Here is a 26,269-nt window from a genome sequence, read left to right as displayed (position 1 = left end):
CGTTAAAAATACGACAAGCTGCGGAGACGCGACTGCCCGTCGAGCATTATGGTTTCAGCGGCGTCTTATGAATTAAAGAACTGATGTTACGCGACACCAGCATATCCTGAGCTTTATTCATCACCGAGCGATTCTGAAATGGCCCAACCATCACCCGATGCCAGACAGTCCCATTCACATCACGCTGTTCGCGGTAAGCATTCATGCCCTGCAGAATTAACTCCGCACGCAAACGCTCAGCATCCTCCTGAGAGCGAAAGGAGCCGACCTGCAGGCGGTATTCGTATTGCAACGCCTTATCTTTGGGTGTCGATTTATAAGCATCAACCTTAGGTACTTCAACCGTCTGGTTTTCCAGCAATTTATAAAATTCGTAATCCGGTTTGGGAATATCTTCAGCGGCTTTTTTCTTCGCCTGCTCGACCCCTTTTTCAAAGGCTTTGCGGGCATCCCCCTGAACCGCGGTTAATTCATCACCGGTCGGAATGGTGGATAAGTACAGGATAAAACCGGCAAACGCCACCGCCAGGGTTGGCGTGGTGATCCACACCCACTTTGGTATTTTGCTAGCGCCTTCTGACATTTTAATTCCTGTTGTTATCTTAGTCTGGTCGCGGACAAGGTCCGCTCCTACGGATAATTATTTCGGCAGGAGTGGACCCTGTCCACGGCAGAATTACATTTCTTCCGGTGCAGAAACACCTAACAATGAAAGACCATTAGCGATCACCTGGCGCACCGCTTCGGCCAGCGTCAGACGAGCATTCCGCACATCGTCTTCATCCACCAGAGTTTTCTCTGAGTTGTAATAGGTATGGAAATCCGCCGCCAGCTCTTTCAGGTAGTTGGCGATCTGATGCGGCTCGCGGTTATTCGCCGCATTTTTAACCACTTCCGGGTAACGACCCAGTTTAACGATCAGATCTTTCTCGCTATCCAGTGTTAAGGCAGACAGTGACTCAATGCCCTGCTCCAGCGTCCAGGCCTGACCGGTCTCTGCCAGTTTACGGAAAATCGAGCATACCCGCGCATGAGCGTACTGGATGTAATACACCGGGTTATCGGACGACTGCGAACGCGCCAGATCGATATCAAACGTCAGCTGGCTGTCGGCTTTACGCGCCGCCAGGAAGTAACGGGTGGCGTCACGGCCCACTTCGTCAATCAGGTCACGCAGTGTCACATAACTACCGGCACGCTTGGAGATTTTCACCTCTTCGCCGCCACGCATGACGGTCACCATCTGGTGCAGTACATAATCCGGCCAGCCTTTGGGAATACCGGCGTCTAAGCCCTGCAGACCCGCACGCACGCGGGTAATGGTGCTGTGGTGGTCAGCGCCCTGCTCGTTAATCACCATTTCAAAGCCACGCTGCCACTTGTCCAGGTGATACGCCACGTCTGGCACAAAGTAGGTGTAACCACCGTCGGTTTTGCGCATTACACGGTCTTTATCATCACCGAAGTCGGTGGTGCGTAACCACAGTGCGCCGCCGTCTTCGTAGGTGTGGCCATTAGCAATCAACTGCTGTACGGCTTCTTCCACTTTGCCTTTGGAATACAGTGATGACTCCAGGAAATAGACATCAAAATCCACCGCAAAGGCTTTTAAATCCAGATCCTGTTCGCGACGCAGGTAAGCCACGGCAAAATGACGAATGGCTTCTAAATCGTCGGCGTCTTTGGTACCGGTGAAGCTCTGGTCTTCCGATTCCACGGTGTCACCGGCCATAAAACTGTCGGCCAGGTCTTTGATGTAATCACCACGGTAGCCGTCTTCCGGCCAGCTGGCGTCGTCCGGGGTAAGGCCTTTGCAGCGCGCCTGCACCGACAAGGCCAGATTGTTAATCTGCGCACCGGCATCGTTGTAATAAAACTCACGGGTCACATCCCAGCCAGTGGCGTCCAGCAGACGACACAAGCAATCGCCCACCGCGGCACCACGACCGTGACCAATATGCAGAGGGCCGGTTGGGTTAGCTGATACAAATTCCACCTGAACCTTGCGGCCCGCACCTTCATTACTGCGGCCGTATTGTTCTTTCTGCTCCAGTACCGCCTTAATCAGGCTGTTGGTGGAGGCATCCGACAGGTAGAAGTTAATAAAACCCGGGCCAGCGATTTCAACCTTCTCCACCAGCTCGCTGGCAGGCAGTGCGTCAACAATCAGCTGCGCCAGCTCGCGCGGGTTTTTCTTCGCCGGTTTGGCCAGCATCATCGCCAGGTTGGTGGCCAGGTCACCGTGTGCTTTGTCGCGGGTGTTTTCCACATTGATGCGGGGTTCCAGCTCAGCAGGAATCACATCCTGAGACTTCAGGGTGGCAACAACGGTAGATAACAACTCGGCAATTTGCGGTTTCATAGACTCTGGCCTCAGCGGCAAATAATGATGATAAATTTCAGAAAACAGAAAAGGGGCGCGATTATCGCAAAAAGGCCGCAGCGGGTGAAGCCGCGGCGACCTTCTTTTCAGTGATGCTTATGTAACAAGCCAGCAGCGCGGTGGAATCAGAAGCCATCCAGCTCGCGGTCGACTTTATCCAGATCGACATCCTGGTCGAGTGTCCCCGGTTTATACACCTGCAGAATACGCACCCGCTCATAATGACGGGAAAACTCCTTGGTGCTGTCGATCATTTCCTGCTGGCGATTGCGGATATTCTGGTGGCTGTCGCGGATACGGTTCTGCAGCTGAGCAATTTCCAGGCGCAGATCCGCCGGCACTTCCAGACCACGGCGCTCAATATTGGCGGCGTCGCCCTGAGACTCTTCCAGTTTCTTTTCCAGATCGCCGATACGGCGGCGCTGCAGCTGAACGTAAGAGTCAATTTCATCGGCTTTACGTTTTCGTGCCCGCTCAACATCCTTGGGTTTGGCGTATAAACGCAACAGATCCAGATCCTTTTTGCGTTGTTCCGCCATACGCTCCAGCCGTTGTTGCTTGGCCTCTTCTGCCGCCCGGCGCTGCGCCAGTTCCTCTGCGGTGGGCGCTGGAGCCACTTTCTTGACCACCATGCCTGAGCTGTTCAGTACCTCATACCCCAGGTGGGTATATTCCGCCGGTACGTGGTCTTTGATGATGACCCGGCCATCAATCCGGAAACGATATAACTTGTTTGCATGGCTGACACTGGCAAACAGCAGACTACTTAACACTGCACACCAGACAAACAACTTCATATTAAGCGACTCCGTATTGTTCCCGATAAGCGCTGATGGCATCGGCGTATTGTTGCAACTGTGGATTTCCGGCTACGTAATCCAGTACCTGCTTCAAATTAACAATGCTGATCACCGGCATACCAAAGTCACGCTCCACTTCCTGAATCGCCGACAATTCACCATTGCCTTTCTCCTGGCGATCCAGCGCAATCAGCGCAGCGGCCGGAACAGCACCGTCGGCTGCTTCAATCATGGCCATGACTTCACGAATTGCCGTACCGGCTGTAATCACATCGTCTACGATTAACACACGCCCGGTTAAAGGTGAACCCACCAGGTTACCGCCTTCACCATGGGTTTTGGCTTCTTTGCGGTTAAAGACATAGGGCATATCCTTGTTGTACTGGTCGGCCAGCGCCACGGTGACGGTGGTAGCCAGCGGAATACCCTTGTAGGCCGGGCCGAATACCACGTCGTATTCCACCCCGGACGCTTCCAGCGCGGCGGCATAAAAGCGGCCTAATCTGGCCAATGCAGAACCGCTGTTAAACAAGCCGGCATTAAAAAAATAAGGGCTGACACGGCCAGATTTTAGGGTAAATTCACCAAACTTCAGGACGCCCTGTTCGATGGCGAATTCGATAAACTCTTTCTGATAGGCTTGCATAGTCAACTCTGGTGATACCTGCATTGAAAAGGATGCGGTATGATACACGCTTCACTAGTCGGGAACCACGTATGAGGATTATCAGTATACACGTCGATGGCTTGGCGCAAGCCGTGGAAAATGGTCTGTACAGCTGGCTGCAAAGCGCCGATGCCGATGTTGTCGCCATTCAGAACCTGAAGGCCAAGGAGTATCAGTTACCTGACAGCGTCGTGTACCCCGAGGGTTATAACGCCTACTTCTTTGATGCCGAAGCCGATGGTTATTCCGGCGTGGCGATTCTCACCCGCGATATGCCAAAAGCCATTATGACCGGCCTGGCTTTTCCGCAGTGTGATATGCAGGGGCGCTATATTCAGGCCGACTTCGAACACGTCAGTGTGGGTTCCATTTTGTTTCCGGCGGTTGACCAGTACAACAGCCTGGAAGACAAGCTGGCCTTTCAGAAGGCCTTCCTGGATCATCTGACCAAAACCCGCCGCAAACGGCGCGATTTTATTTTTTGTGGCAACTTTGAAGCGACACATAAAACCGTCGATCTGGGCGACTGGCAAAACAATCAGGATGTGCCGGGGTTCCTGCCGGAAGAACGCGCCTGGTTTGATCAGATGTTTGGCCCGGTGGGGTATGTCGATGCCTTCCGCGAAGCTAACTTTGGAGAAAACCAGTTCACCTGGTGGCCGGATGAAGAAAGTGCCCGCCGCAATCTGAATGGCTGGCGCAAAGATTTCCAGATCTGTACCCCCAATATCCGCCAGTATGTGGTGGAGGCCAAGCTGGATACCAACCTGAAGTTTGGTGACCATGCCGCGGTGATGGTGGAATACGAGTTCGACGAAGACTAACGGCTGCGCCCGATTCTGACGATACAAAAAAGCCGCGATGCTGTTATGAATAAGCTAACAGCATCGCGGCTTTTTTATATCGGGGACAAAGCCCCTCCTACACATTGATTAATGTAGGAGCGGACCGTGTCCGCGACCTGAATTTAATAATTCAGAATCAACCTTCTAACGCCGCATTCTGAACGGCTGCCAGGTCCGCAATACCTTTCTTCGCCAGCGCCAGCATGCTGGCCAGCTCCTCATCCGAGAATGGCTCCTGCTCAGCAGTGCCCTGAATTTCGACAAAACCACCGGCCGTGGTCATAATCACATTCAGGTCGGTTTCAGCGACTGAGTCTTCCGGGTAATCCAGATCCAGTACCGCCATGCCCTGATAAATACCCACGGATACCGCCGCAATCATATGCTTCAGCGGCTCACCTTTAACCTTGCCGTTTTCTTTCAGGTAGTTAATGGCGTCCACCAGCGCTACACAAGCACCGGTAATCGACGCCGTGCGGGTGCCACCATCGGCCTGAATCACATCACAATCAATGGTGATGGTGTTTTCACCCAGCGCTTTCAGATCCACTGCCGCTCGTAATGAGCGACCGATTAAACGGGAAATTTCTACCGTACGGCCCTGTTGTTTGCCTTTCGCGGCTTCGCGAATCATGCGTGAGCCGGTCGAGCGCGGTAACATGCCGTATTCCGCCGTCACCCAGCCCTGCCCTTTGCCACGTAAAAACGGCGGCACATTCGTGTCCGCCGACGCGGTACAAATCACCTTGGTATCGCCAAATTCCACCAGCACCGAACCTTCGGCATGTTTGGTGTAATTGCGGGTGATTTTCACCTCACGTAACTGATCCGCCTGGCGGCCACTCGGTCTGGCGATGGAATCGGTCATAAAAGCTGTCCTTTAACGCATTGTCGAAATGCGCGCAGTATACGTGCTGTGCATAACAGATGGTAGGCAGCTCAGGCTGTCTGCTCCGGTCGTAGCAGGCCCTTCAGGAACTCCGTACAATAACCTTTTAATTTATCTGTCATTAATAATTTTACGAGGCACCGAATGAGCAACACCGCCGTGGTTTACAGCATGACCGCATTCGCCCGCAGCAGCAGCGAATGTCGACACGGACGTTTCACCTGGGAAATCCGCTCCGTAAACCACCGCTACCTGGAACCTCATTTTCGCCTGCCGGACGCCTTTCGAGACCTGGAACCGCACCTGCGCGAGCGCCTGAAAAAACAACTGGGGCGTGGCAAAGTTGAATGTGCGCTGCGTTTTCAGCCATTACAGGGCGATGCCAAACTTACCGTCAACACCGATCTGGTTGAACAACTGAATCACGCCGCCGATATCGTACATTCAGTGATTGGCCCGGGTAACGCTCTGGATGCGCTGCAGATTCTGCAATGGCCCGGGGTGTTAAACAGCGAAGAAGTGGATGGAAAAGCACTGCAACAAGCAGCACTGGAGGCTTTCGATGCCAGCCTCGCGACCTTAAAACAAACCCGTGCCCGGGAAGGTGCCGACCTGGCCGGGATGATACGCACGCGGCTGGAAAAAATGACCACCATCGTTGCTCAGGTTGCGCAACAACTGCCTCAGGCCCTGAACGCCCAGCGTCAGCAACTGCAGGGGAAACTGGATGAACTGAGCGGCAACCTGGATAACGACCGCTTAGAACAGGAAATGGTGATACTGGCGCAGAAAGCCGACGTCGCCGAAGAACTCGACCGCCTGCACACTCACATTAATGAAGTAACACGTATCCTGAGCAGTAATGAGCCGATTGGCCGGCGGCTGGATTTTATGATGCAGGAACTTAATCGTGAGGCCAACACCTTATCGTCCAAATCACTGACCGCCGCCATCACACAATACGCGGTGGACTTAAAAGTGCTGATCGAACAGATGCGTGAGCAGGTGCAGAATATCGAGTGATGTTCTTTGGTGTTTCAAAAAAGGAAAGTCTTGCTAAATTAGAACGCCAAATACACTTTTATGCGCATAAAAATGTAAAATCACTCACTTTTATGCGCCAAAATATGTAGACTAAGTTGCACTACTGGCAGTTAACAGTCTTAATTGGCGGGAAATGACAATGCAGCGCAACTTACTCAACGCCCTAATAGCATGGAAAAATCAACCTGTGCGCAAGCCATTATTGATCGATGGCGCAAGACAAACAGGTAAAACCTATCTACTGCAAGAGTTGTTTGGGAATACCTTTGCCAACATCCTTCGTATCGACTTCCTTGAAAACCCAGCTTACAAAGAAGCGTTCGATGGCTCGTTGTCACCTGACGAGCTGGTAATGAACATTGAGTTGTTAACCAACCAAACGTTCAATCCAGAAACCGACTTGCTGATATTAGATGAAATTGGCGAATGTGAACGAGCCGTCACTTCGTTGAAGTATTTTGCCGAAAAAGCACCGTCCTATTTTGTCGCTGCCAGCGGTTCGAACATTGGTTTGCTCAATACCTTCCCTGTAGGCAAGGTAGAACAATACAATTTACGACCACTGACCTTCCAAGAATTTATTTACGCATCCAACGAGCAAGCACTGATCAAAGCATTTGATAGTCAAGCCAGCACACCAGCGGTGCATACTAAATTGATGGATAAACTAACCGACTATTTTTTTACCGGTGGTATGCCGGAAGCCGTTTCTGCTTGGTATCAGTATAAGGATTCAAGCATTCTAGAGCGTGTTGAAAAAGTCACAAAAATTCATGCCGATTTAGTTGAAGGTTATCGCCGCGATTTTGGTAAGTACGCGGGCAAGGTCGACGCCACACTGATTGAATCGGTATTTAATAGCATTCCAGCCCAGCTATCACTTGTCAGCGATGAGTCGGTTAAACGCTTTAAATTTAAGCATGTGCATGAGCGTAAATCTCGTTATAGCGATTTTGAAACCGCGATCCATTGGCTTAACTGCTGCCGCTTAGCTTTGCCAAACTACCCTATTGAAGGATTGCCGAAATCTCCGCTCGCGGCCTATAAAAAAGACAATATGGTTAAACTATTTCTGTTTGATGTAGGCCTGCTCAATCATATGCTGGGCAGTAGTTATAAAGAGATTAAGCAACAAAACTATGAGCTTTCTGTTTATAACTACAGGGGCTATGTGGCTGAAAACTTTGTGCAACAAGAGCTTACCGCTATTGGCGTTGACCCAAGCTATTCATGGAATGACGCCCGCGCTGAAATCGAATTTATTTTGGCGACCGATGAAGGCGATATCATCCCTGTTGAAGTCAAAAGTGGTAAACGTACAAGAGCAAAATCGTTGGCATCCTACGTTAAAAAATGTACTCCAAGTAAAACCTTTAAGTTAACGGGCACACAAGGCTCATCAGCGTTAGAACAAACCCATATCGTGATGCCTTTGTATTTCACGCAGTATTTACCTCAGAGATGGTAAAGGCGCGTTGCTTAGCCCCGAAGGTCTACACAAAGTTGCCTTAGGGATAACAATTTGTAGACCTGATGCTTACCATTCGACACTCAGTCTTATCTATTTTGGATACCATAGTATCCCTATTGAGCTTATTTCTATTAAACGGCTGCTCAATGAGCAGGTGCAGAATATCGAATAACCGAATGCCCTGCAGCCGCGGCTGCAGGGCAAAACAACGTTACGGATTTTCCCGTTCAGCATCGTGACCGATTTCACCCGAGCCGATATTTTCTGACGATGCGTCCGCCTGATGTTGCTGCAGAACCGCAGCGGCTTCCGCTTCCTGCTGCGCCAGCGCCTTCATATCACCGTCGTCAGATTTACTGATCTGATTCACCTGGTAAATACGCTCAGCATTCGCCAGATCCTGCTCGTTATTAATGGAAGCAATAAATTCACGTCCTTTCAGGAAGGTACGAATCTCATGCACTATGGTGTCCAGTTCCTGATCGTTGGCGTCCATTTCCAGAATCAGACGAGGCATTTCCAGGTTCTGCATACCGGACGTGGCATAAGTGGATGACACTACCCGGGCAGTCAGCACCCAAGGGGTAATCGAACTGCGCACCACCACATTTTCAGACCGGGTCGAATCGTTATACGCCATACCGGTGGAAATTTTACTCTCGGTGTACGTACCCTCGGTTTTCATCGACATCAGCAAACTGCTGAACTGCATCTCAGACCACAACAGATGGGTTAGATTTGCCAGAATGCGGCCGGCAAAAGAGACCGTCAGAAAAGCAAAAAGCATGGTCAGGAAAGCATCCAGATGATTACCGACCAGAGCAAAAAAGGCCATCCCGCTTTCCTGGCTGGAAAACGTGTCCTTCGCTAACGCCAGTTGGCGTAATTCGTTAAATGAGTCAAAACCCATATTAAATAACCAGTACAACAACACCGCACTGCCAACGGTCAGTAGTTGACCACCAATGGTACTGAACAGGCGAATTTTGCGGAATAACGCTGAGAACTTCATCGGTTTATATTCCGGCTGAGTCTCAATCAGCAACTGACCTTTAAAAGTGCCTTTGCCCTGGCTTTGTTCCATCAGCTGAGGTTCAAAGTCGCGGTAAATACGGTTAGGAATTTCTTTGTAACGGCGATTGGCCAGTACAATATTTTCAATGTTGATAAAAATTTCGTTGGGGTGCACCGACTCCTGCATATTTTCGCGGAATTCACTGACACGGGTGTTTTTCTGCGCCAGTTTCAGCCGTTCGCGCACCATAAACAACGCCGGTACCATCACCACAACAGCCAGCAATGCCAGCAACATCAGGTTACTCCAGGCGCTGAACACAGTGATGTCTGCCAGCAAAGCATTCAACTGTTCTACATCACGGCTTTTCATCATCGCAGTGAGTTTGTCGTAGCCAAAACCGATCAACACCGGCACCACGATGGCGAACACAAATAAGCGGCTGATGCCTGCAGCGGTTTTTTTGTGCAGTTTCTGGTTGCGGCCGGTATTCATATTAGCCGCCGCCGAACGCCAGATCACCACCAGATAAATCAGTAACAGCAAAGACATCAGCGGCTCAATCAGACCACCGGCACCCCCCGCCAGGCCGGTCGCGGTAATAAACGACGCCACAGCAAACGCGGCCAGTGCAATGATGGTCGACGACAACACCGCCGCCAGCTCCTGGACAAAGTTACGCAACGGATAAGGCGCAAAAATCAGCCCGGGAATTAATGAATGAACCAGCCGTGCGAGCCAGCCCTGAGGCTCTTCAAAGGTGGTGTTTTTGCGGCCCATTAACATAGATTCGAGCTTTTCAGCGTCATAAGCCAGGCTGCCACTCTGTTTTTCCGCCTGAGCGTTTTCACGCTCGGAAGCGCTGTGGTTATAAGCCAGCGACGATGGCACCGAACGGCCAACATAAAAGCGGAATAACTGCATCGCAGCGGTCGCGACACTGCGCAGACCCCAGGTCAATAAAAACAGGCCAATGGCAACAAAACCCCAGGCCCGGGCCGGATCCTGCTTCAGGGTATCCGCCACTTGTAGCAATGGCATCATTGCCAGGGCAGAGATGATAAGGCCGGCGACTAAACGAATTTTGCCTTCCGTCTTAAACGGATTGCTGATCCCCAGTGCCTGGCTACCAAAATCGTAGGCCATACTGATATTTTCCTTAACTGTTTAATAAGACAACGCGAGGTTAGCACCAATATGATGGCTTCGCCATTCTGCGCCACTACAGGCCTGCCACCAAAGACGGGTTGAAAACTGAGATAATCGTCAACTAGAATTGCCACCCCTGTATTAACTCCCTCTGTATTCATGAATCTGTCCCCGTTAAATGCCGCGGTGCTGCACAGCTCGTTGCCTGTGTTGTTTGGTTATTTGCCGCTCGGCGCCGCCTTTGGTGTGTTATTCAGCGAGCTGGGTTACCACTGGTTATACGCCACCGCCATGGGGCTGTTTATCTACGCCGGTGCCGGCCAGTTTCTGGCGGTCGGCCTGCTGGCCAACCAGGCCGGGTTGATGGAAATGGCCATCGCCACCCTGCTGATCAACTCCCGCCATGTGTTTTACGGCCTGTCGCTGATGAGCCGGATGCACAATCGCGGCTGGCGTAAGTGGTATCAGATCTTTGGTTTAACCGACGAAACCTACTCGCTGATTACCGCCACCCCGGTGCCGCCAGGCATAGATGCCGGTCGGTTTCACCTGGGCATTACCGCCATTAATCAGTGCTACTGGCTGATAGGTTGTAGCGCCGGCGCCTGGCTGGGCAGCCAGCTGGAGTTTTCCACCGACGGCATCGCCTTTGTGTTACCGGCGCTGTTTATGGTGCTGACCATCGAACAATACAAACACCTGCGTGATATCCGCCCGTTTATCGCTGCGCTGGTGATTGGCCTCGGCACACTGGTGCTGATCAGCCGGGAACATATGTTGCTGATTGCCATTTTGCTCAGCCTGAGTGTGTTAATGATGCAATACGCGGCACGACGCCATAGCGGCATTCAGCACGGAGGTCGGCATGACTGAGTTCTGGTATTTAAGCGGCGTAATTGCGGTACTGGCAGCTGCCACCTTCGCCACCCGGGCGTTGCCGTTTTTGTTGTTGTCACGGGTTGCCGATCATCCGCTGCTGGAACATCTCGGGCGCTTTTTACCACCGATTGTGATGGTGTTACTGGTGGTGTATTCATTTAAAAACGACGCCGCACTGTCCATCGACTTTGTGCCCGAACTGGGTTGCCTGGCGCTGGTTGCCGCACTCCACCTGCTGTTCCGCCAGGCACTGCTGAGCATTATTGCCGGCACCGCGACGTATATGGTGCTGGTGCAAATGGGGTTGGGTTAGGGCTTAAGGAAGACGTATTAACTCTTCACCTGCATCAGGTGTTTATTTTCAGCCAAGCGCTGTTCCAGCGTTTCTGAAATTAACTTAAAGTTCATCTTTCAGCACCTCTTCGATTGAGTGAGGCATCTGCTCTGCAGAAGCAACATGGCTCTGAGTCAGTTCAAATAGGCGTTTCAGGTCATCCAATGACTGCCACAACAGCAGCAACTGACGAAAAGAAATTTGCCCGGTCAGTTCGAACTTCTTAATGGTTGCTGCAGGAACACTGCTGCGCTGCGCCAGAGCTTCCCGAGATAACTTCTCTGCTTCACGCAAACCGCGCAAGTGACTGGCAAAAGCACGCTGAACATCAGTGTCATCGAGTAGTAAGAGTTTATTCATCAGATGCAAAATTGGATACAATAATATCCATAATAAACCAAATGCCGCACAATTGGATACAGTTATATCTAAATTTATCTATTCCATGGTGCAACTGGGTGTAGGGCTGGGTTAAGACTGATTCTATTGCCTTAGATTTCCCCACAGCTCTGCGCCAGATATAGAAAGTTAATCTAAAAGCTGCTGTACCCGACAAACAACTAAACTAATGAATCAGTACTGGATTTATTACACTCTCTAACGCACTATACCTGTAACTAGCTCCAAAAGGATTCAGGCGTTGAAACAAGAAACAAAAGAACAAGTCAAAGAGATTTTGAGAAATTGTGTATCAGCGGCAATCAAAAGAACTACCGATAAGATTGCCAAAGACAAAAGCCACAAACCATTTCACAGTGCTCTTTTAACCGACGACATTGTCAAAATATCTTCATTTGAACGTTCCTTTTCCACGTCTTTTGGACAAGGCCCCATTGAAAAAATCTCAGAAATTGTTGCTATTGATAATGGCTTTCAGGCTGCTCGCCAAAAAGAAACACTTGTAAATGTATATAAGGGAGCAGTTGATGAAATTGAGCGAAACAGCTCTGCATTAAGAAGCGGCAATCAAAAGCCAAACTGGAATAAAGAAGTTAAAACCATAACATCTTTCAATAAAGGTGACACTGTCGTTCGAAGAGTCATTTCAGACCTGTGGCTTGAAAAGGCCGAAAAAGAGTACTTCATTTCAATAAAAACTGTTACGCCAAACTTAGATCAATCTGAAATTGCTAAAAAAGATATGCTTCTGATCAAAGCAGACAACCCCAAAAATGAGGCATTCTTCGCTTTATATTACAACCCCAACGGCAAGGAAAGATCGGATTACAGACACTCTTTTCCCATGAAAATATTTGATATGCATAATGATGAGTCAGTTCTTATAGGAAAAGATTACTGGGATTTTTTGGGTGGCCCGGGTGCTTACGAAGAAATCTTAGATGTATTCGAAGAGGTTGGAGTTGAAACTAAAAAACTTTTACTCAATTTCTAAAAATTGCAGGCTTTACGCCTGCAATCTATCAGATAAAGATCCAGTTACTTTCAATTGAGCGTTAAATAATTTACGCCATTCCACATCGCAGGTGTTTTTATATCGTGAATATTTAAATCCTACAGGCGATAGCACATCGACACCCTGGATCAAATCCATGACTAGTTTTCCAACTGAAAATCCCAACCCTACAGGAACTGCATTACCTACTTGCTTGTATTGCTGGACAAGCGGGCCTGCTAATTGCCAATCATCAGGAAATTGCTGAATTCTTTTATATTCCTGAACAGATAACGGACGATCCATGTCCGGATGTGCCAAGTCTGTGGCGGGCATCGCAGGATGCGTCACTAATGTTGGCGAAGGACGATCCCAGGCTAAACGCCTCAAGAACCCTGTTTTCCCTCCGCCAGAATAAAAGGATTTCCCCATCGCTTCTTTTTGCAACTCCTCAGGAAGATTTCTCCAATTCTGACCAGATTTTAGCAATCGATAGTACTTAAGCCGTTTCTCAGGAAAATTTAAGTGTTCATGTTTATCAATATCAGAGATGGCTTGGCGTAGGTTATTCCATTTTGGCAGCCCTAAAGAGCCATCTTCTGTATGTGTAGGGATCAAATATGGCGGGGGCGTTCCATCTCTCGAGCCAATTAAAATTACTCGCTCTCGAATCTGAGGAGTACCAAAATTTGCCGAGTTGTATAAATTAAACGAATACCCGTAACCTGAATTATCAAGCCGACTTATAACAAAGTTTAAAGCGCCTCCTTTTAATTCATCTTCACTTAAATCTGGAAATCCATCTCCTCTTTGATCATGTGGACGATGATCCATAGGGCAGGACAATAGCCCTCGTACATTTTCGATAACAAAATATTTGGGTTTAAGCTCCAAACACAAGTCTAAATACTTTAGGAATACATTGCCTCTCTCATCATTGAAGCCTTTACGTTTCCCTGCTGTACTAAATGCTTGGCATGGTGGGCCGCCTGCAATAAGGTCAATATCGTCACTAGCCGTAAGACCAGCCTCTTTCCTTATCTGCTCAGCCGAATATTTAGTAATGTCATCTAATAACGCTGTATTTGGTCTATTTAAAGCGATTGTCTGACGACAATATTTATCCACCTCACAAGCCAAGCGCACTTCAAAGCCCGCTTTTTCAATACCCAAGTCCAAGCCCATAGCACCGGAGAAAAAGCTCAGTGCAACTGGTTTGCTGGTCGTCGTATAAGCCGCATGATTTTCTGCAACCATATGTGCCGTTTTTAACCCATATTTATTAAGACTTTCCATATTTATCTGCCAAGAATTGCCAACCTTCCTCGCTTCTAATTCATCAATACGACAAAGCGTGCGGACACGCTGCTCACTGATGCTCAACATTTGAGCAGCATCTTTTATGCTGATTTCGGTACTCATAAGAGGTTTCTCTTTCGAAACTTCAGATAGGTACCAATTTTAGCTGTATGCATATACAGATTCAATTAATTTTTGTCTTGACTATCCTTCCGATTTCAAGGCAAATCTTACAGTGAAGTACAATAGTCAACATCAAATCCTCACCTTACCCCCAAACTTATCCACAACACTGTTAAAATCACCAGTATCAGATGGTCTTGACTTTAGCCACTGCACATCGTCCGCCAGAGCCGCAAAAAACTTCAACAAAACCCTTGCCAGCTCTGGCTTTTTGTGAATTTTCAAGACATTAAGACAAACGTTTAATTTTTCACCAATTTAACAGACTGGCGCTTGTTGTCTGGCTTAGCGACGTTTACCCCAAACTTATTCCCAATTTTATCCACAGAAATACTGAATAACTCACACCCTGGCACAGGCTGCCTTCAGCCCGGCCGGCAAATCCACAGGTGAGCATCCGCCCAGCGGCTGATACAATGGCCACTATCATTTTTTGTTAACGCTGAGATAACGAGAGACATCCATGCCTGAGTACCGTTCCAAAACCTCCACCGGCGGTCGTAATATGGCCGGTGCACGCGCTCTGTGGCGCGCCACTGGTATGAAAGACGAAGACTTCCACAAACCCATTATTGCGGTCGCGAACTCTTTCACTCAGTTTGTACCCGGTCACGTTCACCTGAAAGACATGGGACAGCTGGTTGCCCGAGAGATCGAAAAAGCCGGTGGTGTGGCAAAAGAGTTCAACACCATCGCCGTGGACGACGGTATCGCCATGGGTCACGACGGTATGCTGTACAGTCTGCCATCGCGTGAAATCATCGCCGACTCAGTGGAATATATGGTAAACGCTCACTGCGCCGACGCGCTGGTGTGTATATCCAACTGCGACAAAATCACCCCGGGAATGTTAATGGCGGCACTGCGCCTGAATATCCCGGTGATTTTTGTCTCCGGTGGCCCGATGGAAGCCGGTAAAACCAAACTGTCTGAGCACAAGCTGGACCTGGTGGATGCCATGGTGATTGCGGCCGACGATAACGCCTCCGATGAAAAAGTGGCCGAATATGAGCGCAGCGCCTGCCCGACCTGTGGTTCCTGCTCCGGTATGTTCACCGCTAACTCAATGAACTGCCTGACCGAAGCGATTGGCCTGTCTTTACCGGGCAACGGCACCACACTGGCCACTCATGCGGACCGTGAAAATCTGTTCCTGGAAGCCGCACGTCTGGTCGTAAAAAATGCCAAGCGTTATTACGAAGATAACGATGAATCGGTATTACCACGCTCCATCGCCAGCTTTAAAGCGTTTGAAAATGCCATGACGCTGGATATTGTGATGGGTGGTTCCACCAATACCATCCTGCACTTATTAGCCGCGGCTCAGGAAGCGGAAGTGGATTTCGATATGGACGATATCGACCGCTTGTCCCGCATTGTGCCGCAGCTGTGTAAGGTAGCGCCCAACACCCCGGACTACCACATCGAAGACGTACACCGCGCTGGTGGCATCATGGGTATTCTGGGTGAAATCGACCGTGCCGGCCTGCTGCATAACGATATCCCAACGGTGCATTCTGCCACCATGAAAGATGCCCTCGATCAGTGGGACATCATGCGCAACCCAAGCCCGGAAGTGGTTGAATTCTACAAAGCCGGTCCGGCGGGCATTCCGACCCAGACCGCTTTCAGCCAGGCAACCCGCTGGCCAACGCTGGATGGCGATCGTGCTAATGGTTGTATCCGCGATCTGGAACACGCTTTCTCGAAAGAAGGTGGTCTGGCCGTTCTGTACGGTAACATCGCCGAAGATGGCTGTGTGGTGAAAACCGCCGGTGTTGATGACTCTATTCTGGTATTCAACGGTACAGCTAAGATCTTCGAATCTCAGGACACCGCGGTCGCCGGCATTCTGGCCGATGAAGTGAAGCCAGGTGATGTGGTCATTATCCGCTACGAAGGCCCGAAAGGTGGCCCGGGTATGCAGGAAATGCTGTACCCGACGTCGTACCTGAAGTCCAAAGGTTTAGGTAAAGCGTGTGCACTGTTAACTGACGGTCGTTTCTCGGGTGGTACCTCTGGTCTTTCGATTGGTCACTGTTCTCCTGAAGCCGCAGCGGGTGGTGCAATCGGCCTGTTACGTGATGGTGATCCGATCAAGATCGATATCCCCAACCGTACCATCAATGTTGATCTGAGCATGGAAGAGTTGTCTCACCGTCGCCATGAGCAGGACAAGAAAGGCTGGAAGCCAGCGGAAGAACGTCCTCGTAAAGTGAGCACAGCATTGAAAGCGTACGCTAAGTTCGCCACCTCGGCCGACAAAGGCGCGGTACGCGATAAATCGCTGCTGGATTAATCGCGCCACCTTTCTTACACTTGCGCGCCCGCTGCCAACGGCAGCGGGACGTTAAGTGCCGGTGCAGCCTGTTACCGCAGCACCAGTCGTACGTTATGTTAACTATCCGCTTTACCGCCAGCCGGCGAAGCTCGAGTCAGGGATCTGATATGCGTTATCCGCGTCTTGTTATTACCACCTTCTGTTGCCTGATGGCGCTGTTAAACAGCGGCTGTGCCAGTAAACAAATTGCTTATCAGGATGAGTTTGAGTCACTCACCAGCGCCAAAGCAGAAGCCTTTGAAGGTGACAGCGAACGCGCCCTGAACGACGCTGAAGCCGCATTTGAAGCGGCCAAACAAGCAGAGCTGGAACTGTATGCACCGCTGCATATGGCTGAGCTGCAACAGGCGCTGAAGCAAGCCCGCTCACTGGAGCTGGAGGGCGACAGCGACGCCAGCATCATCACTTCCGCCAAAGTCGTCGCGCTGACGGAAGCCGGCCTGAAAAACAAACAAAAGGTCGAAGCCCTGCTGCCGGAACTGATTCGCCAGAAAGCCGTGCTCGACGATATCAAAGCCCGCAATATTCTGCCGTCGGATTACCGCGACAATATGGAAAGCTTCCGCGAGCTGATCAGCCAGATCGAATCCGGGGATGACGCCGGAGCCGGCAAAGGCGCCGCCAGCGTCCTGATCGAGTTACAGCAGCTGGAACTCAACACCATGCTGAAGCAACACTGGCAGCCCGCTCAGGACACACTGGAGCAGGCCGAAGATGAAGATGCCGACAGCAATGCGGTAAAAACCTTCGAATACGCCGAACAACTGGTCGAAAACGCTGAGCGTGTTATCCGCCAGAGCTACAGCGAGCGCGACCTGGTAGCGCGTACCGGTAAAGAAGCCCTGCGTGCCGCTCAGCATGCGCTCTATATCGGACGTGAAGTGGCGACACTGGTAAAAATGAATGCCGCCCAGGCAGAGCAGGCCGCCCTGACCATGGAAGATCATCTGGCTGAAATCGGCAGTGCCCTCAATGCCGATGATGTGCGCCATATGGCATTGAAAGATCAGGCGCTGGCACTGAAACAAATTGCTGCAGAGCAGGCCGAGCGCATCGCTGCAGAATACCGCCGCCAGATTAAAGCGCTGGAAGCCCAGCTATTACAGTCATCGCAGGCTCAGCTAAACGCCGACGTCGCGGCTGAGCCAGAAGCCGCCGCCGTACCGATGACCGTTACAGAAGCAGAAGCTGTTACTGAGCCCGAAGCCGTTATTGCGCCCCAAGCCACTGCTGAACCAGAAACCACTGCTGAACCAGAAGCCACTGCTGAACCAGAAGCCACTGCTGAACCAGAAGCCACAGCAGAGCCCGAAGCTGAAACCGTAACGGCAAGCGATACAACCACTGAAACGGATACAGCTACAGAAAGCGAAGCAGAAACCGATACAACCGCTGAAACGGATACGGCTACAGAAAGCGAAGCAGTAACAGAAACCGATACAACCGCTGAAACCGAAGCAACAACAGAAGCTGAAAACGAAACGCCGGCAAGCACCGACTGATTCCGTCGCGCAGCGGCCAGCAGGCCGCTGCTATTGCCATTTCATGACATCCCCTGCTATATCACGACCAATTAACACCGACCGGTGATCCATTCAGGCCAGTCTCTTTACCCCTTTGCCCCTGCTTTGATAAAACGTCCGTACCGTTAAAACGGTTAAATTATAAGAATAAGGTATCGATATCGCTGCCACAGCAATCAGCAGCGCCAGACGCCGGAATCATCACAGGACACTCTCATGAAAGCGCCACATGCCATTGCCCTTACCGCCGGGCTGCTTGCCTCCGCCACGTCATTTGCTATGAGTTCAACTCCACCGTCTGACCCGATCAAAGACTTCCAGAACAGCTGGGCGGGAAAAGCACTGGCGCAACAGCGCAATCTGGATGTTAACAGCCCGTTAGCCGACAACAGCATTCTCGGCACCCACAATAGCTACAACTCAGAAGCCTATCGCACTGCCACCGCCTATATCGATCCACAGCAAAAACATTCGATTTACGACCAGCTGCGTCTCGGGGCCCGTTTTATAGAACTGGATGCTCACTGGACCGCCCACACCCATGGCTGGCCGTGGCAATGGGGCACGGATTTATTGTTGTGTCATTCCGGTATCGGTAAAGAAATGGGCGACCTACACCTTGGTTGCAGCCTGACTGACCGCTTTGTGAAAGACGGTCTGCAGGAAGTGGGTAACTGGCTGAACGAAAACCCGGACGAAGTCATCATTCTGTATTTTGAAGATCATACCGATGGTCATCACCAGGAACTGCTGAACCTTGTCAACGACAAACTCGCAGGCAAGGTATATGCCTCAAACGGCTGCCAATCCATCCCCTCCAGCCTTAGCGAAGCGCAGGTTCGGGCCGCCGGCAAACAAGTGGTGTTATGGAAAGACGGCGGTTGTTCCGACAATGCCGGCATGAAAAATCTGGCCTTCACCGGATTGGGCAACATTAACCGCATTTGGGAGGACCGTACTTCAGTTGGCGCCATCGGTGCGTTTTTTACCGGAGGTTCGGTGAAAAAAATCGAAGCCCGGGACGTCACACAGGCGTTTAAAAACGGCGGCAATATCGTCAACCTGGACGACATGACACATAACGACGGCCGGCTGGCTGCGGCGATCTGGTCCTGGGATCAGAATGAACCCAACAACTGGGGCGGCAATCAGGACTGTGCCGTACAGTGGGGCAATGGCCGCTGGGATGATGCCGGCTGTGAAGCCAGCCATCATTACGCCTGCCAGAACCTCAGTGATGGCAGCTGGAATATTTCCACCTATCAGGGCCGCTGGAGTGATGGTGCACAAGCCTGTGCCCAGCTGGGTAACTACCGCTTTGCCGCTCCGACAAACAGCCAGGCGAATGAAGCGCTGAAACAGGCCAAAGGGGGCATCACCCATGTCTGGTTAAACGCTTCCGACCATCAGAATGAAGGAACCTGGGCCGTTCACTGATTCTGGCCAACCAGTGAACATCCTTTGCCGATACTGACACGCGTCAGTGTCGGCTTTTTTATGGCATTTTATCGATTGCCGCCTGCCGGGCAGCAGAGTAGTCTGAAACGCTCGGATTATAAAAAGGAAGCCGTTATGCCCTACCACACAGAAATCGTCGACGAACTGAACCTGCTGGTTAAATTTGATCGTCACTCCAGTATGCAAACCGGCATTAAAGTTCATCACGATGCCGCCCCGGAAATGGTGGCTGCGGCCAAACGTTTATTTGATAAAGGCTTAACCACTCAGACCGATGGTGGTTACTTAACCGACCGGGGCGTTGAGCTGGCGGAAAAAGCTCATGAACTGGTGAATGCGCTGGATGTGACTGAAACGGCCTGAGAACGATGGCCGGGAAAGAAAAAAAGCCGGGGCAAAGCCCCGGCAAAAGTGACAAGCACTCTGAGTCAAACCGATAGTTACCTCAGGCCGGCTGTGCCTGTGGTTCGTTTGTTACGGCACCGAGATCATGCTCGGGGCGATACATCTGTTGTTTCCATTTTTCCACCAGCGCCTGATTATCGTGATCCCAGGGGTGAAAACCGTCTTTAAAATAATCGCGGTAAGGTTGGCGAATATTACTGATCACACCTTTTTTACCCCATAAGAAACGGTAAAAGCCCTTTATCTCACCCCACGACGGCCATTTACGTGCCCACCACAATAACGCCACCATATAAAAGAAAATGCGCGCACTGAACAACACGGTCACCAGGCGTAATACCCGGCGCAGATATTTCTGATCATTTTCACTGCTCATAAAAACATCGAAGGCGACGGCTTTATGTTCAATTTCTTCCACTGCGTGCCAGTACAACAGTTCTTTGACCGAGTCTTCCATCGGCTCCAGCACTTCGGGATTATTCAGCACAAATTCCGCCATGATGGCGGTGATATGTTCCATCCCCACCGTCATCGCCAGACGGAATTTAGGCGTCACATGTTTTCGCGCAGTGTATTTTTTAATGTCCTTTTCCAGGTGTTTTTCCAGCCGCACCGCATCCAGACCCAGCTCCCGTAACGCTTCATTGGCCCGTTTATGCTGATGGCTGTGATGACCTTCCTGACCGATAAAACCACGGATCTGCTGCAACAGCTGCTGATCACTGATTTTGTCGCGGTATAACCGTACCGAGGCAATAAATTCCGCCTCGCCCGGTGGGAATGTCGAAGATAACGCCGCACCAAACGCCGAGATCACCGCATTATCTTTATAAAAAAAGCGGTTTTTAACTTCGTTAAACGGGAATGACATACGACGGGGTTTAATGTCCACCTTACCGCCGGACCGGAATGTCTGAGCCATCACTGTGCCCTCATTCTGATTGCTATCCGGCCATAGTAGGCAGAGCGCCAGTCAGTGCACAGGTGTTATCCGGTCAATAAAAGCCGGTGATATTCTGCCAAAACGCGACAGCTGTCTGTGACAGCCGGGTAGCCGTTATGTCACTATCCGTTTTCTTTAACTGATATGTGAACGCCTCATGACCACCATCTGGGTCGATGCCGATGCCACCCCCAAAGCCGTACGGGAAATTATCTGCCGTGCCGCCAGTCGCACCGAGACCATGGCACAGTTTGTTGCCAATCACCACATACCTCTGCCACCCTCCCCGTTTCTCAGCACCATCCAGGTTGAGGCCGGGTTCGATGTCGCCGACAACCTGATTGCCCAACAGGCTCAGCCCGGCGACTTAGTGATCAGTCAGGATATTCCGCTGGCGGCAGAAGTGATTGAAAAAGGTGTCGCGGCAATTAACAACCGTGGTGAAACCTACACCCCGGAAAATATCCGCCAGCGGCTGAATATGCGCGATTTTATGGATACCCTGCGTTCCAGTGGTATTCAGAGTGGTGGCCCGGCACCGTTTTCCGATAAAGACAAACAAACCTTTGCCAATGCGCTGGATCGCTGGCTGGCCCGGCAGCGCAGCTGAGCAGGGTCGCTACACGATCCACTGCTGACCGTCATCATCATCGATAAAGTCATCAGCGTCGTCGATGTCCGGGTCGAATTCAAAATCCGGGTCGTCCTCGTTGTCGGCCTGGCTGGCAGATGATGGCTCACCACCAAACATGGAACCCAGCGCCTGTTTTTCATCACCAGAGACCTGGGTTTCCGGCACATCAAATAACGGATAACACACGCGGTCACGGCCTTCGTCTTTGGCACGGTAGAGCTGCTCGTCGGCGGCCTCCACCAGTGTGATTGCCGTCATTGGCCGTTCAGCGCTGTGTAATGCCAGACCAACGCTGGCGGTCACCCGGATCTGTTGCTGATCGTCGATATACACCGGGGTGCAGGCGATACTTTCACGGATACGTTCGGCCACGTGTACGGCCAGCATCAGTTCGGTGGTCGGGAGAATCACCACAAACTCTTCACCACCATAACGGCACTGCACATCCAGCCGGCGGGTACCTTCCCGAATCAGCCGCGCGGTTTGTTTCAGCACCTGGTTGCCGGCTTCATGGCCATAACGATCGTTAATCTGTTTAAAATGATCGAGATCGATCATTAACAGCGCGGTGGAAATCAGCGTACGCTGAGTACGCTCCAGCTCCTGTTCCAGTGCTTCACGGAAATGGCGGACGTTATATAAGCCGGTCAGCGGATCGGTAATCACAGCGGTACGCAGGCTGATGACTTCCTGATAATAAGCACAGTCATCACCGGCCGGGCACTGGTTGCCGGTGCGGCTCAGCTCAGTGTCTTCCGCTTCAGCGGGCCTGCAGATTCTGTCCTGTTGCGAAAGCGCCTCAGCCATAGAGTGAAGAGTTCCTTAGTGGGAAGTGCACAATACAGAGTTGAGTCTAGCAGCTGAGTTCCCGGCCGACCTGTAAATTTCTTTATATTTCTGTTATTTATCACACTTTCAGGGCGATACCGCCGGTGCTGTAATTAATCGTTTATGGCACGCTTAACCGATCCGGAATTATGAAACAAACGCCATCAACACCACCCCGGCCAGACCGTAACTTCGACGACCTGGCCGAACGTTTCAGCCGTACTATTTATGCCACTGCGCGCGGTCAGTTGCGGCTACAGGCGTTACAGGCGGATTTTAACGATCTGAATATTCCGCTGGCCGGCAGCCAGGTGCTGGATATCGGCGGTGGCCAGGGCCAGTTCAGCCTGTTACTGGCGCAGCAGGGAGCACACATCACCCTGTGTGATATTTCCGCTGAAATGCTGACTCTGGCGACGGATCAGTTTGCTGCCGCCGGGCTGAGCTTAACCAGCCAACAGTGCGCGCTGCAGGATTGTGCCCGGGTGTTTCCGCAACAATACGACGTCGTCCTCAACCATGCGGTACTGGAATGGCTGGAACAGCCACTGGAGGCACTGACATTACTGGCACAACGGGTTAAAACCGGTGGCTGGTTATCACTGATGTTTTATAACCTGCACGGCCACCAGTGGCGTCAGCTGATGAATGGCCGTACCCACTCGCCCGGCTCGGCCAACCCACATCTGCGTGACCACGGCAATGCACCACAACACCCGCTGGACCCGGATGTCGTGCAACAGCAGCTGCAACAACTGGGTTTTGAGTTACAACGCTGGCGCGGCATTCGTTGTGTGCACGACCATATGCATCAGAAAATCCGCGACCGCATTGGCCAGCCTGCGGTCAGTGCAGCAGACCTCGAATTCGGCCTGCTGGAGCCTTACCGCCGTTTCGGCCGCTACGTTCATTTTCTCGCCCGTAAAGGAGAACAAGCATGAAGGGACGTATACTGATCAGTGCCTGCCTGATGGGCCAGCCGGTACGTTACGACGGGCGAGCCAACGACAGTAAGGTCGCGGCTTTTCAGCAACAGATTCTGCACTGGCAACAGCAGCAACGGTTAGTGATCGCCTGCCCGGAAACCCTGGGGGGGCTACCCACTCCCCGTCCTGCGGCGGAAATCCGCGACGGCCGCATCATCAGTCGTGACGGCGATGACTTCAGCCGCCAGTTTCACCTCGGTGCCGAAAAAACCCTGCGCCTGGCACAACAGCACGATGTGGTGGTGGCACTGCTGGCCGACCGCTCACCTTCCTGTGGTGCCAACGGCATTTATGATGGCAGCTTCAGCGCCACCTTAACCACCGGCATGGGGGTAACCGCCGCGCTGCTGAGCCAACATGGCATTCGCTGCTTTAATCCGCCACAATTCGATGCCCTGCAACACTGGCTGCAACAGCATGACACGCCATAAAACACCACTGCCGATGCTGCTGAGCACGCTATTGCTGACGACTCTGCTGGTCAGCCCAACGGCCCGGGCGTTCGGTTTTTTACAGGGCTTTAATCATTCATTGCGCCAGCAGGATGGTATCCGGCTGGGTTATCACAATGAAAACCCGGACCTGTTCTGGCGCAGTTACATCAGCTATGCCCCGTCTGCGCAATACCAGCCAGACTGGCAAAGTACGGCCAGCCTCGACTGGGTGCTGCCCATTCCCGGCAGTTATTCCACCCTGTTTGTGGGCGGCAGTATTAATCGCGACGCTGAAATCGCCCCCCAGGCAGGGCTGACACTGATCAAATACCTGGAGTTAGGCTGGCAGTATCGCCATCAGCGTCAGAGCGCTTATGTGGGAATAAACCTGACTTTCTGAGCCGGCAGAGACCCACCTGACAGCTGTGTCCTGAAGCGACAGTTGTGAGACATTGCCTACAAATGCCGTAAGACGAGCTAAACAGCGTCGGCAGCAACAGCAGACCCGGAGTACACTGACAGGATTGTCCTGAACAGAGTATCCGGTGTTACGCAGTGAAGCAGAAACATTTTAAACATAAGGCCGACCGGGCTGCGTTACTGAGAATAAACCTGATTCTGATCACCCTGCTACTGGCCACCGCCGCACTGCTGATGATCACCTTCCAGACCAACCGCGATATCCACCAGCTCAATACCGAGTGGAAAAAATACAGCGCCCTGACACGTAACAAATACGACAGCCTGAACGAGTTGCGGGCGGCGATTGGTTACAGTGGTTTTATCCACCATTTTAAAAATTATGTCATTCGTCGTGACCCTTCCTACCTGCTGGCGGCGCAACAGGAAATGATGCTCAGCCAGCAGCTGCTGAGCCAATATCAGCAATACCCGATGAGCGAACGGGAGCAACAATATCTGCAACAGCTGATACAGGTGATCGATCGTTATGCCAGCCGTTTACAGAGTATTCGCCATAACCAGGCCAGCCAGCAGTCAGTCGCCCAACTGGACGATCAGGTCAGGGTCGACGACAGCCCCGCCGCCTTCGCCCTGTCACAACTGGCACAGCTGTTGTCGCTGGAACACAACCAGGTCGAACAACAAACCTCTGAGCTGATGATTATTGCCGAACGGCGGTTATCTCAACTGAGCTATCTCGGTGTACCGGTACTGGTGATTCTGTGTATTTATTGTGGTTTGCTGATTTACCGCCTGAGCCATTCTCAGGCCGATCTGGAAGCGTTATTCGAAATGATTCCGGATGGTTTTCTGGTGGCCGACAGCGATGGCCAGATTGTCAAAAGTAACCCGCGGCTGGCGGAAATGTTTGGCTACCAGCCGGATGAACTGCAGCAAAAGCGGGTCGAAGATCTGGTTGATCCACACTTTGCCAAGCAACATCAACAACTGCGGCAGCGTTTTTCCGGCGAAGGTGGCTTACGCATGATGGCGCAAAACGGCGAGCTGTTTAAAGGGGTGGATAAAAACGGCGAACCACTGCCGCTGGATATCGCTATTTCATCGTTATCACTGGCCGGCATTCCGCACAGCATTGCTATTGTACGCTGCAAGAAAAAAGAGCTGGCACTGAAACAACGTTCCGAAACCGATTATCTCACCAACACCCTCAACCGTATGGGGATCGACCGGCTGTTCGCCACCGAAATCGAACGCTGCAGTCGTTATCGTCACGCCTTATCTTTGTTACTGGTGGACATTGACCACTTTAAACACATCAACGACCAGCTCGGCCATCTGGCCGGCGATGCCATTATTATGGTGGTGGCCGATTTATTAAAAAAAGAGTCACGTCCATCCGATCTGGTGGGACGCTGGGGCGGTGACGAATTCTGCATCGTCTGTCCGGAAACCAGTGCCCGGGAAGCCAACGGCCTGGCCCTGCGGCTGCGCCAGCGGCTGGCAACCTCACGCGCCATCGCCCCGTTAATCAACAAACCGATCACCCTGAGCATTGGTATCACCGAACTGCAACAGGATGAAAACGAAACACCGGAAACCCTGTTTGCCCGGGCCGATGAAGCGTTATACAGCGCCAAAGACAATGGCCGCGATCAGATTGTGTTATGCCCGGCCAGCGCCAGTGACCGACCGCTGGCGGATCCGGACTCACACTGATCACAACCACCCTGCGTCATTGAGTTGTTTGCCATACCGCTGACATATTTGTCTGTTAACCTGCAGCGCTGTTACCTGACCCGGCCAGACGACATGACAAAAAACACTATGTTTCTCAACGCGTTACTGCTGCTACTGGCCGGCGCTGCACTGTTGCTGGTCATCCTCTGGCAACATCTGTGGCTGCTGTTACCCATCAGCCTGCTGATGAGCCGGTTGTGGACACG

25 protein-coding genes are annotated in these 26,269 nt (G+C 51.5%); 15 read left to right on the top strand and 10 right to left on the bottom strand.

The window, feature by feature from the left end:
• Positions 1 to 46: 46 nt before the first annotated feature.
• The 4 genes from ACFOMG_RS10470 to pyrE all read right to left on the bottom strand — a co-directional run bounded on the left by ACFOMG_RS10470 (position 47) and on the right by pyrE (position 3,829).
• Positions 47 to 583, bottom strand: coding sequence for an SPOR domain-containing protein (locus ACFOMG_RS10470; protein WP_376866504.1), 537 nt, complete (start codon positions 581 to 583; stop codon positions 47 to 49).
• A gap of 93 nt (positions 584 to 676) precedes the next feature.
• Complete coding sequence (gene argS / locus ACFOMG_RS10465; protein WP_376866503.1) at positions 677 to 2,362, bottom strand: arginine--tRNA ligase; 1,686 nt, start codon at positions 2,360 to 2,362, stop codon at positions 677 to 679.
• Between the two features lie 146 nt (positions 2,363 to 2,508).
• Positions 2,509 to 3,180, bottom strand: a complete 672-nt coding sequence (locus ACFOMG_RS10460) for a hypothetical protein (protein ID WP_376866501.1) — start codon at positions 3,178 to 3,180, stop codon at positions 2,509 to 2,511.
• A gap of 1 nt (position 3,181) precedes the next feature.
• Positions 3,182 to 3,829 carry an orotate phosphoribosyltransferase gene (pyrE, locus tag ACFOMG_RS10455; RefSeq protein WP_376866500.1) on the bottom strand — a complete coding sequence of 216 codons (648 nt, stop codon included), beginning with the start codon at positions 3,827 to 3,829 and terminating at the stop codon, positions 3,182 to 3,184.
• A gap of 71 nt (positions 3,830 to 3,900) precedes the next feature.
• Between pyrE and ACFOMG_RS10450 the strand changes: the two genes are divergently transcribed.
• Positions 3,901 to 4,674 (top strand): exodeoxyribonuclease III, encoded by a 774-nt coding sequence (locus ACFOMG_RS10450; RefSeq protein WP_376866499.1) that lies wholly within the window; start codon positions 3,901 to 3,903, stop codon positions 4,672 to 4,674.
• A gap of 157 nt (positions 4,675 to 4,831) precedes the next feature.
• Here the strand turns inward: ACFOMG_RS10450 and rph are convergent, their stop codons facing one another.
• Positions 4,832 to 5,563, bottom strand: coding sequence for a ribonuclease PH (gene rph / locus ACFOMG_RS10445; RefSeq protein ID WP_376866498.1), 732 nt, complete (start codon positions 5,561 to 5,563; stop codon positions 4,832 to 4,834).
• Between the two features lie 165 nt (positions 5,564 to 5,728).
• Here rph and ACFOMG_RS10440 point away from each other — a divergent pair, with 165 nt between their 5' ends.
• Positions 5,729 to 6,607 carry a YicC/YloC family endoribonuclease gene (locus ACFOMG_RS10440; RefSeq protein ID WP_376866497.1) on the top strand — a complete coding sequence of 293 codons (879 nt, stop codon included), beginning with the start codon at positions 5,729 to 5,731 and terminating at the stop codon, positions 6,605 to 6,607.
• A gap of 160 nt (positions 6,608 to 6,767) precedes the next feature.
• A complete protein-coding gene (locus ACFOMG_RS10435) occupies positions 6,768 to 8,096 on the top strand; it encodes an ATP-binding protein (protein WP_376866495.1) in 1,329 nt (442 codons plus the stop codon).
• Positions 8,097 to 8,310: 214 nt separating this feature from the next.
• On the opposite strand, the gene ACFOMG_RS10430 is transcribed toward ACFOMG_RS10435, so the two are convergent.
• Entirely contained in the window at positions 8,311 to 10,260 is a 1,950-nt protein-coding gene (locus tag ACFOMG_RS10430; RefSeq protein ID WP_376866494.1) for a hypothetical protein, read from the bottom strand.
• A gap of 162 nt (positions 10,261 to 10,422) precedes the next feature.
• Here ACFOMG_RS10430 and ACFOMG_RS10425 point away from each other — a divergent pair, with 162 nt between their 5' ends.
• Together ACFOMG_RS10425 and ACFOMG_RS10420 are read left to right on the top strand one after the other, a co-directional pair.
• Entirely contained in the window at positions 10,423 to 11,136 is a 714-nt protein-coding gene (locus tag ACFOMG_RS10425) for an AzlC family ABC transporter permease (RefSeq protein ID WP_376866492.1), read from the top strand.
• Positions 11,129 to 11,455, top strand: coding sequence for a branched-chain amino acid transporter permease (locus ACFOMG_RS10420; RefSeq protein ID WP_376866491.1), 327 nt, complete (start codon positions 11,129 to 11,131; stop codon positions 11,453 to 11,455). The genes ACFOMG_RS10425 and ACFOMG_RS10420 overlap by 8 nt, the downstream gene beginning before the upstream one ends.
• Before the next feature lie 84 nt (positions 11,456 to 11,539).
• Here ACFOMG_RS10420 and ACFOMG_RS10415 read toward each other — a convergent pair whose 3' ends face one another.
• Positions 11,540 to 11,836 carry a helix-turn-helix domain-containing protein gene (locus ACFOMG_RS10415; RefSeq protein ID WP_376866490.1) on the bottom strand — a complete coding sequence of 99 codons (297 nt, stop codon included), beginning with the start codon at positions 11,834 to 11,836 and terminating at the stop codon, positions 11,540 to 11,542.
• A 280-nt stretch (positions 11,837 to 12,116) separates the two neighbouring features.
• Between ACFOMG_RS10415 and ACFOMG_RS10410 the strand changes: the two genes are divergently transcribed.
• The gene (locus ACFOMG_RS10410) at positions 12,117 to 12,869 is read left to right on the top strand and encodes a TdeIII family type II restriction endonuclease (RefSeq protein ID WP_376866489.1); all 753 of its coding nucleotides are present in this window, start codon (positions 12,117 to 12,119) and stop codon (positions 12,867 to 12,869) included.
• A 12-nt stretch (positions 12,870 to 12,881) separates the two neighbouring features.
• Here the strand turns inward: ACFOMG_RS10410 and ACFOMG_RS10405 are convergent, their stop codons facing one another.
• A complete protein-coding gene (locus ACFOMG_RS10405; RefSeq protein WP_376866487.1) occupies positions 12,882 to 14,291 on the bottom strand; it encodes a DNA cytosine methyltransferase in 1,410 nt (469 codons plus the stop codon).
• Between the two features lie 523 nt (positions 14,292 to 14,814).
• On the opposite strand from ACFOMG_RS10405, the gene ilvD reads away from it, so the two are divergent.
• The 4 genes from ilvD (at position 14,815) to ACFOMG_RS10385 (ending at position 20,036) form a co-directional block, all read left to right on the top strand.
• Positions 14,815 to 16,650 carry a dihydroxy-acid dehydratase gene (gene ilvD / locus ACFOMG_RS10400; protein WP_376866485.1) on the top strand — a complete coding sequence of 612 codons (1,836 nt, stop codon included), beginning with the start codon at positions 14,815 to 14,817 and terminating at the stop codon, positions 16,648 to 16,650.
• Positions 16,651 to 16,799: 149 nt separating this feature from the next.
• Positions 16,800 to 18,194 carry a hypothetical protein gene (locus tag ACFOMG_RS10395; protein WP_376866484.1) on the top strand — a complete coding sequence of 465 codons (1,395 nt, stop codon included), beginning with the start codon at positions 16,800 to 16,802 and terminating at the stop codon, positions 18,192 to 18,194.
• Positions 18,195 to 18,431: 237 nt separating this feature from the next.
• A complete protein-coding gene (locus tag ACFOMG_RS10390; RefSeq protein WP_376866483.1) occupies positions 18,432 to 19,652 on the top strand; it encodes a phosphatidylinositol-specific phospholipase C domain-containing protein in 1,221 nt (406 codons plus the stop codon).
• A gap of 135 nt (positions 19,653 to 19,787) precedes the next feature.
• Complete coding sequence (locus ACFOMG_RS10385) at positions 19,788 to 20,036, top strand: TIGR02647 family protein (protein ID WP_376866481.1); 249 nt, start codon at positions 19,788 to 19,790, stop codon at positions 20,034 to 20,036.
• An 82-nt stretch (positions 20,037 to 20,118) separates the two neighbouring features.
• Here ACFOMG_RS10385 and ACFOMG_RS10380 read toward each other — a convergent pair whose 3' ends face one another.
• Positions 20,119 to 20,970: a metal-dependent hydrolase gene (locus tag ACFOMG_RS10380; RefSeq protein WP_376866479.1), complete on the bottom strand. Its 852-nt coding sequence runs from the start codon at positions 20,968 to 20,970 to the stop codon at positions 20,119 to 20,121.
• A 208-nt stretch (positions 20,971 to 21,178) separates the two neighbouring features.
• Between ACFOMG_RS10380 and ACFOMG_RS10375 the strand changes: the two genes are divergently transcribed.
• Entirely contained in the window at positions 21,179 to 21,631 is a 453-nt protein-coding gene (locus ACFOMG_RS10375) for a YaiI/YqxD family protein (RefSeq protein ID WP_376866478.1), read from the top strand.
• A 9-nt stretch (positions 21,632 to 21,640) separates the two neighbouring features.
• Here ACFOMG_RS10375 and ACFOMG_RS10370 read toward each other — a convergent pair whose 3' ends face one another.
• On the bottom strand, positions 21,641 to 22,462 hold the full coding sequence (locus tag ACFOMG_RS10370) for a GGDEF domain-containing protein (protein WP_376866477.1): 822 nt from the start codon (positions 22,460 to 22,462) through the stop codon (positions 21,641 to 21,643).
• Between the two features lie 170 nt (positions 22,463 to 22,632).
• On the opposite strand from ACFOMG_RS10370, the gene ACFOMG_RS10365 reads away from it, so the two are divergent.
• From ACFOMG_RS10365 to ACFOMG_RS10350, 4 genes are all read left to right on the top strand, one after another.
• Positions 22,633 to 23,424, top strand: coding sequence for a methyltransferase domain-containing protein (locus ACFOMG_RS10365; RefSeq protein WP_376866476.1), 792 nt, complete (start codon positions 22,633 to 22,635; stop codon positions 23,422 to 23,424).
• Positions 23,421 to 23,900, top strand: coding sequence for a DUF523 domain-containing protein (locus ACFOMG_RS10360; RefSeq protein ID WP_376866475.1), 480 nt, complete (start codon positions 23,421 to 23,423; stop codon positions 23,898 to 23,900). Before ACFOMG_RS10365 ends, ACFOMG_RS10360 begins: the two co-directional genes overlap by 4 nt.
• Complete coding sequence (locus ACFOMG_RS10355; protein WP_376866473.1) at positions 23,887 to 24,303, top strand: hypothetical protein; 417 nt, start codon at positions 23,887 to 23,889, stop codon at positions 24,301 to 24,303. Before ACFOMG_RS10360 ends, ACFOMG_RS10355 begins: the two co-directional genes overlap by 14 nt.
• Before the next feature lie 155 nt (positions 24,304 to 24,458).
• Positions 24,459 to 26,042: a sensor domain-containing diguanylate cyclase gene (locus ACFOMG_RS10350; RefSeq protein WP_376866471.1), complete on the top strand. Its 1,584-nt coding sequence runs from the start codon at positions 24,459 to 24,461 to the stop codon at positions 26,040 to 26,042.
• The last annotated feature ends 227 nt before the right edge of the window (positions 26,043 to 26,269 follow it).

The sequence above is a fragment of the Bacterioplanoides pacificum genome, from assembly GCF_042648445.1.
In the GTDB taxonomy this organism is placed as follows: domain Bacteria; phylum Pseudomonadota; class Gammaproteobacteria; order Pseudomonadales; family Oceanobacteraceae; genus Bacterioplanoides; species Bacterioplanoides pacificum.
This window is presented reverse-complemented; position numbering and strand designations above follow the sequence as displayed.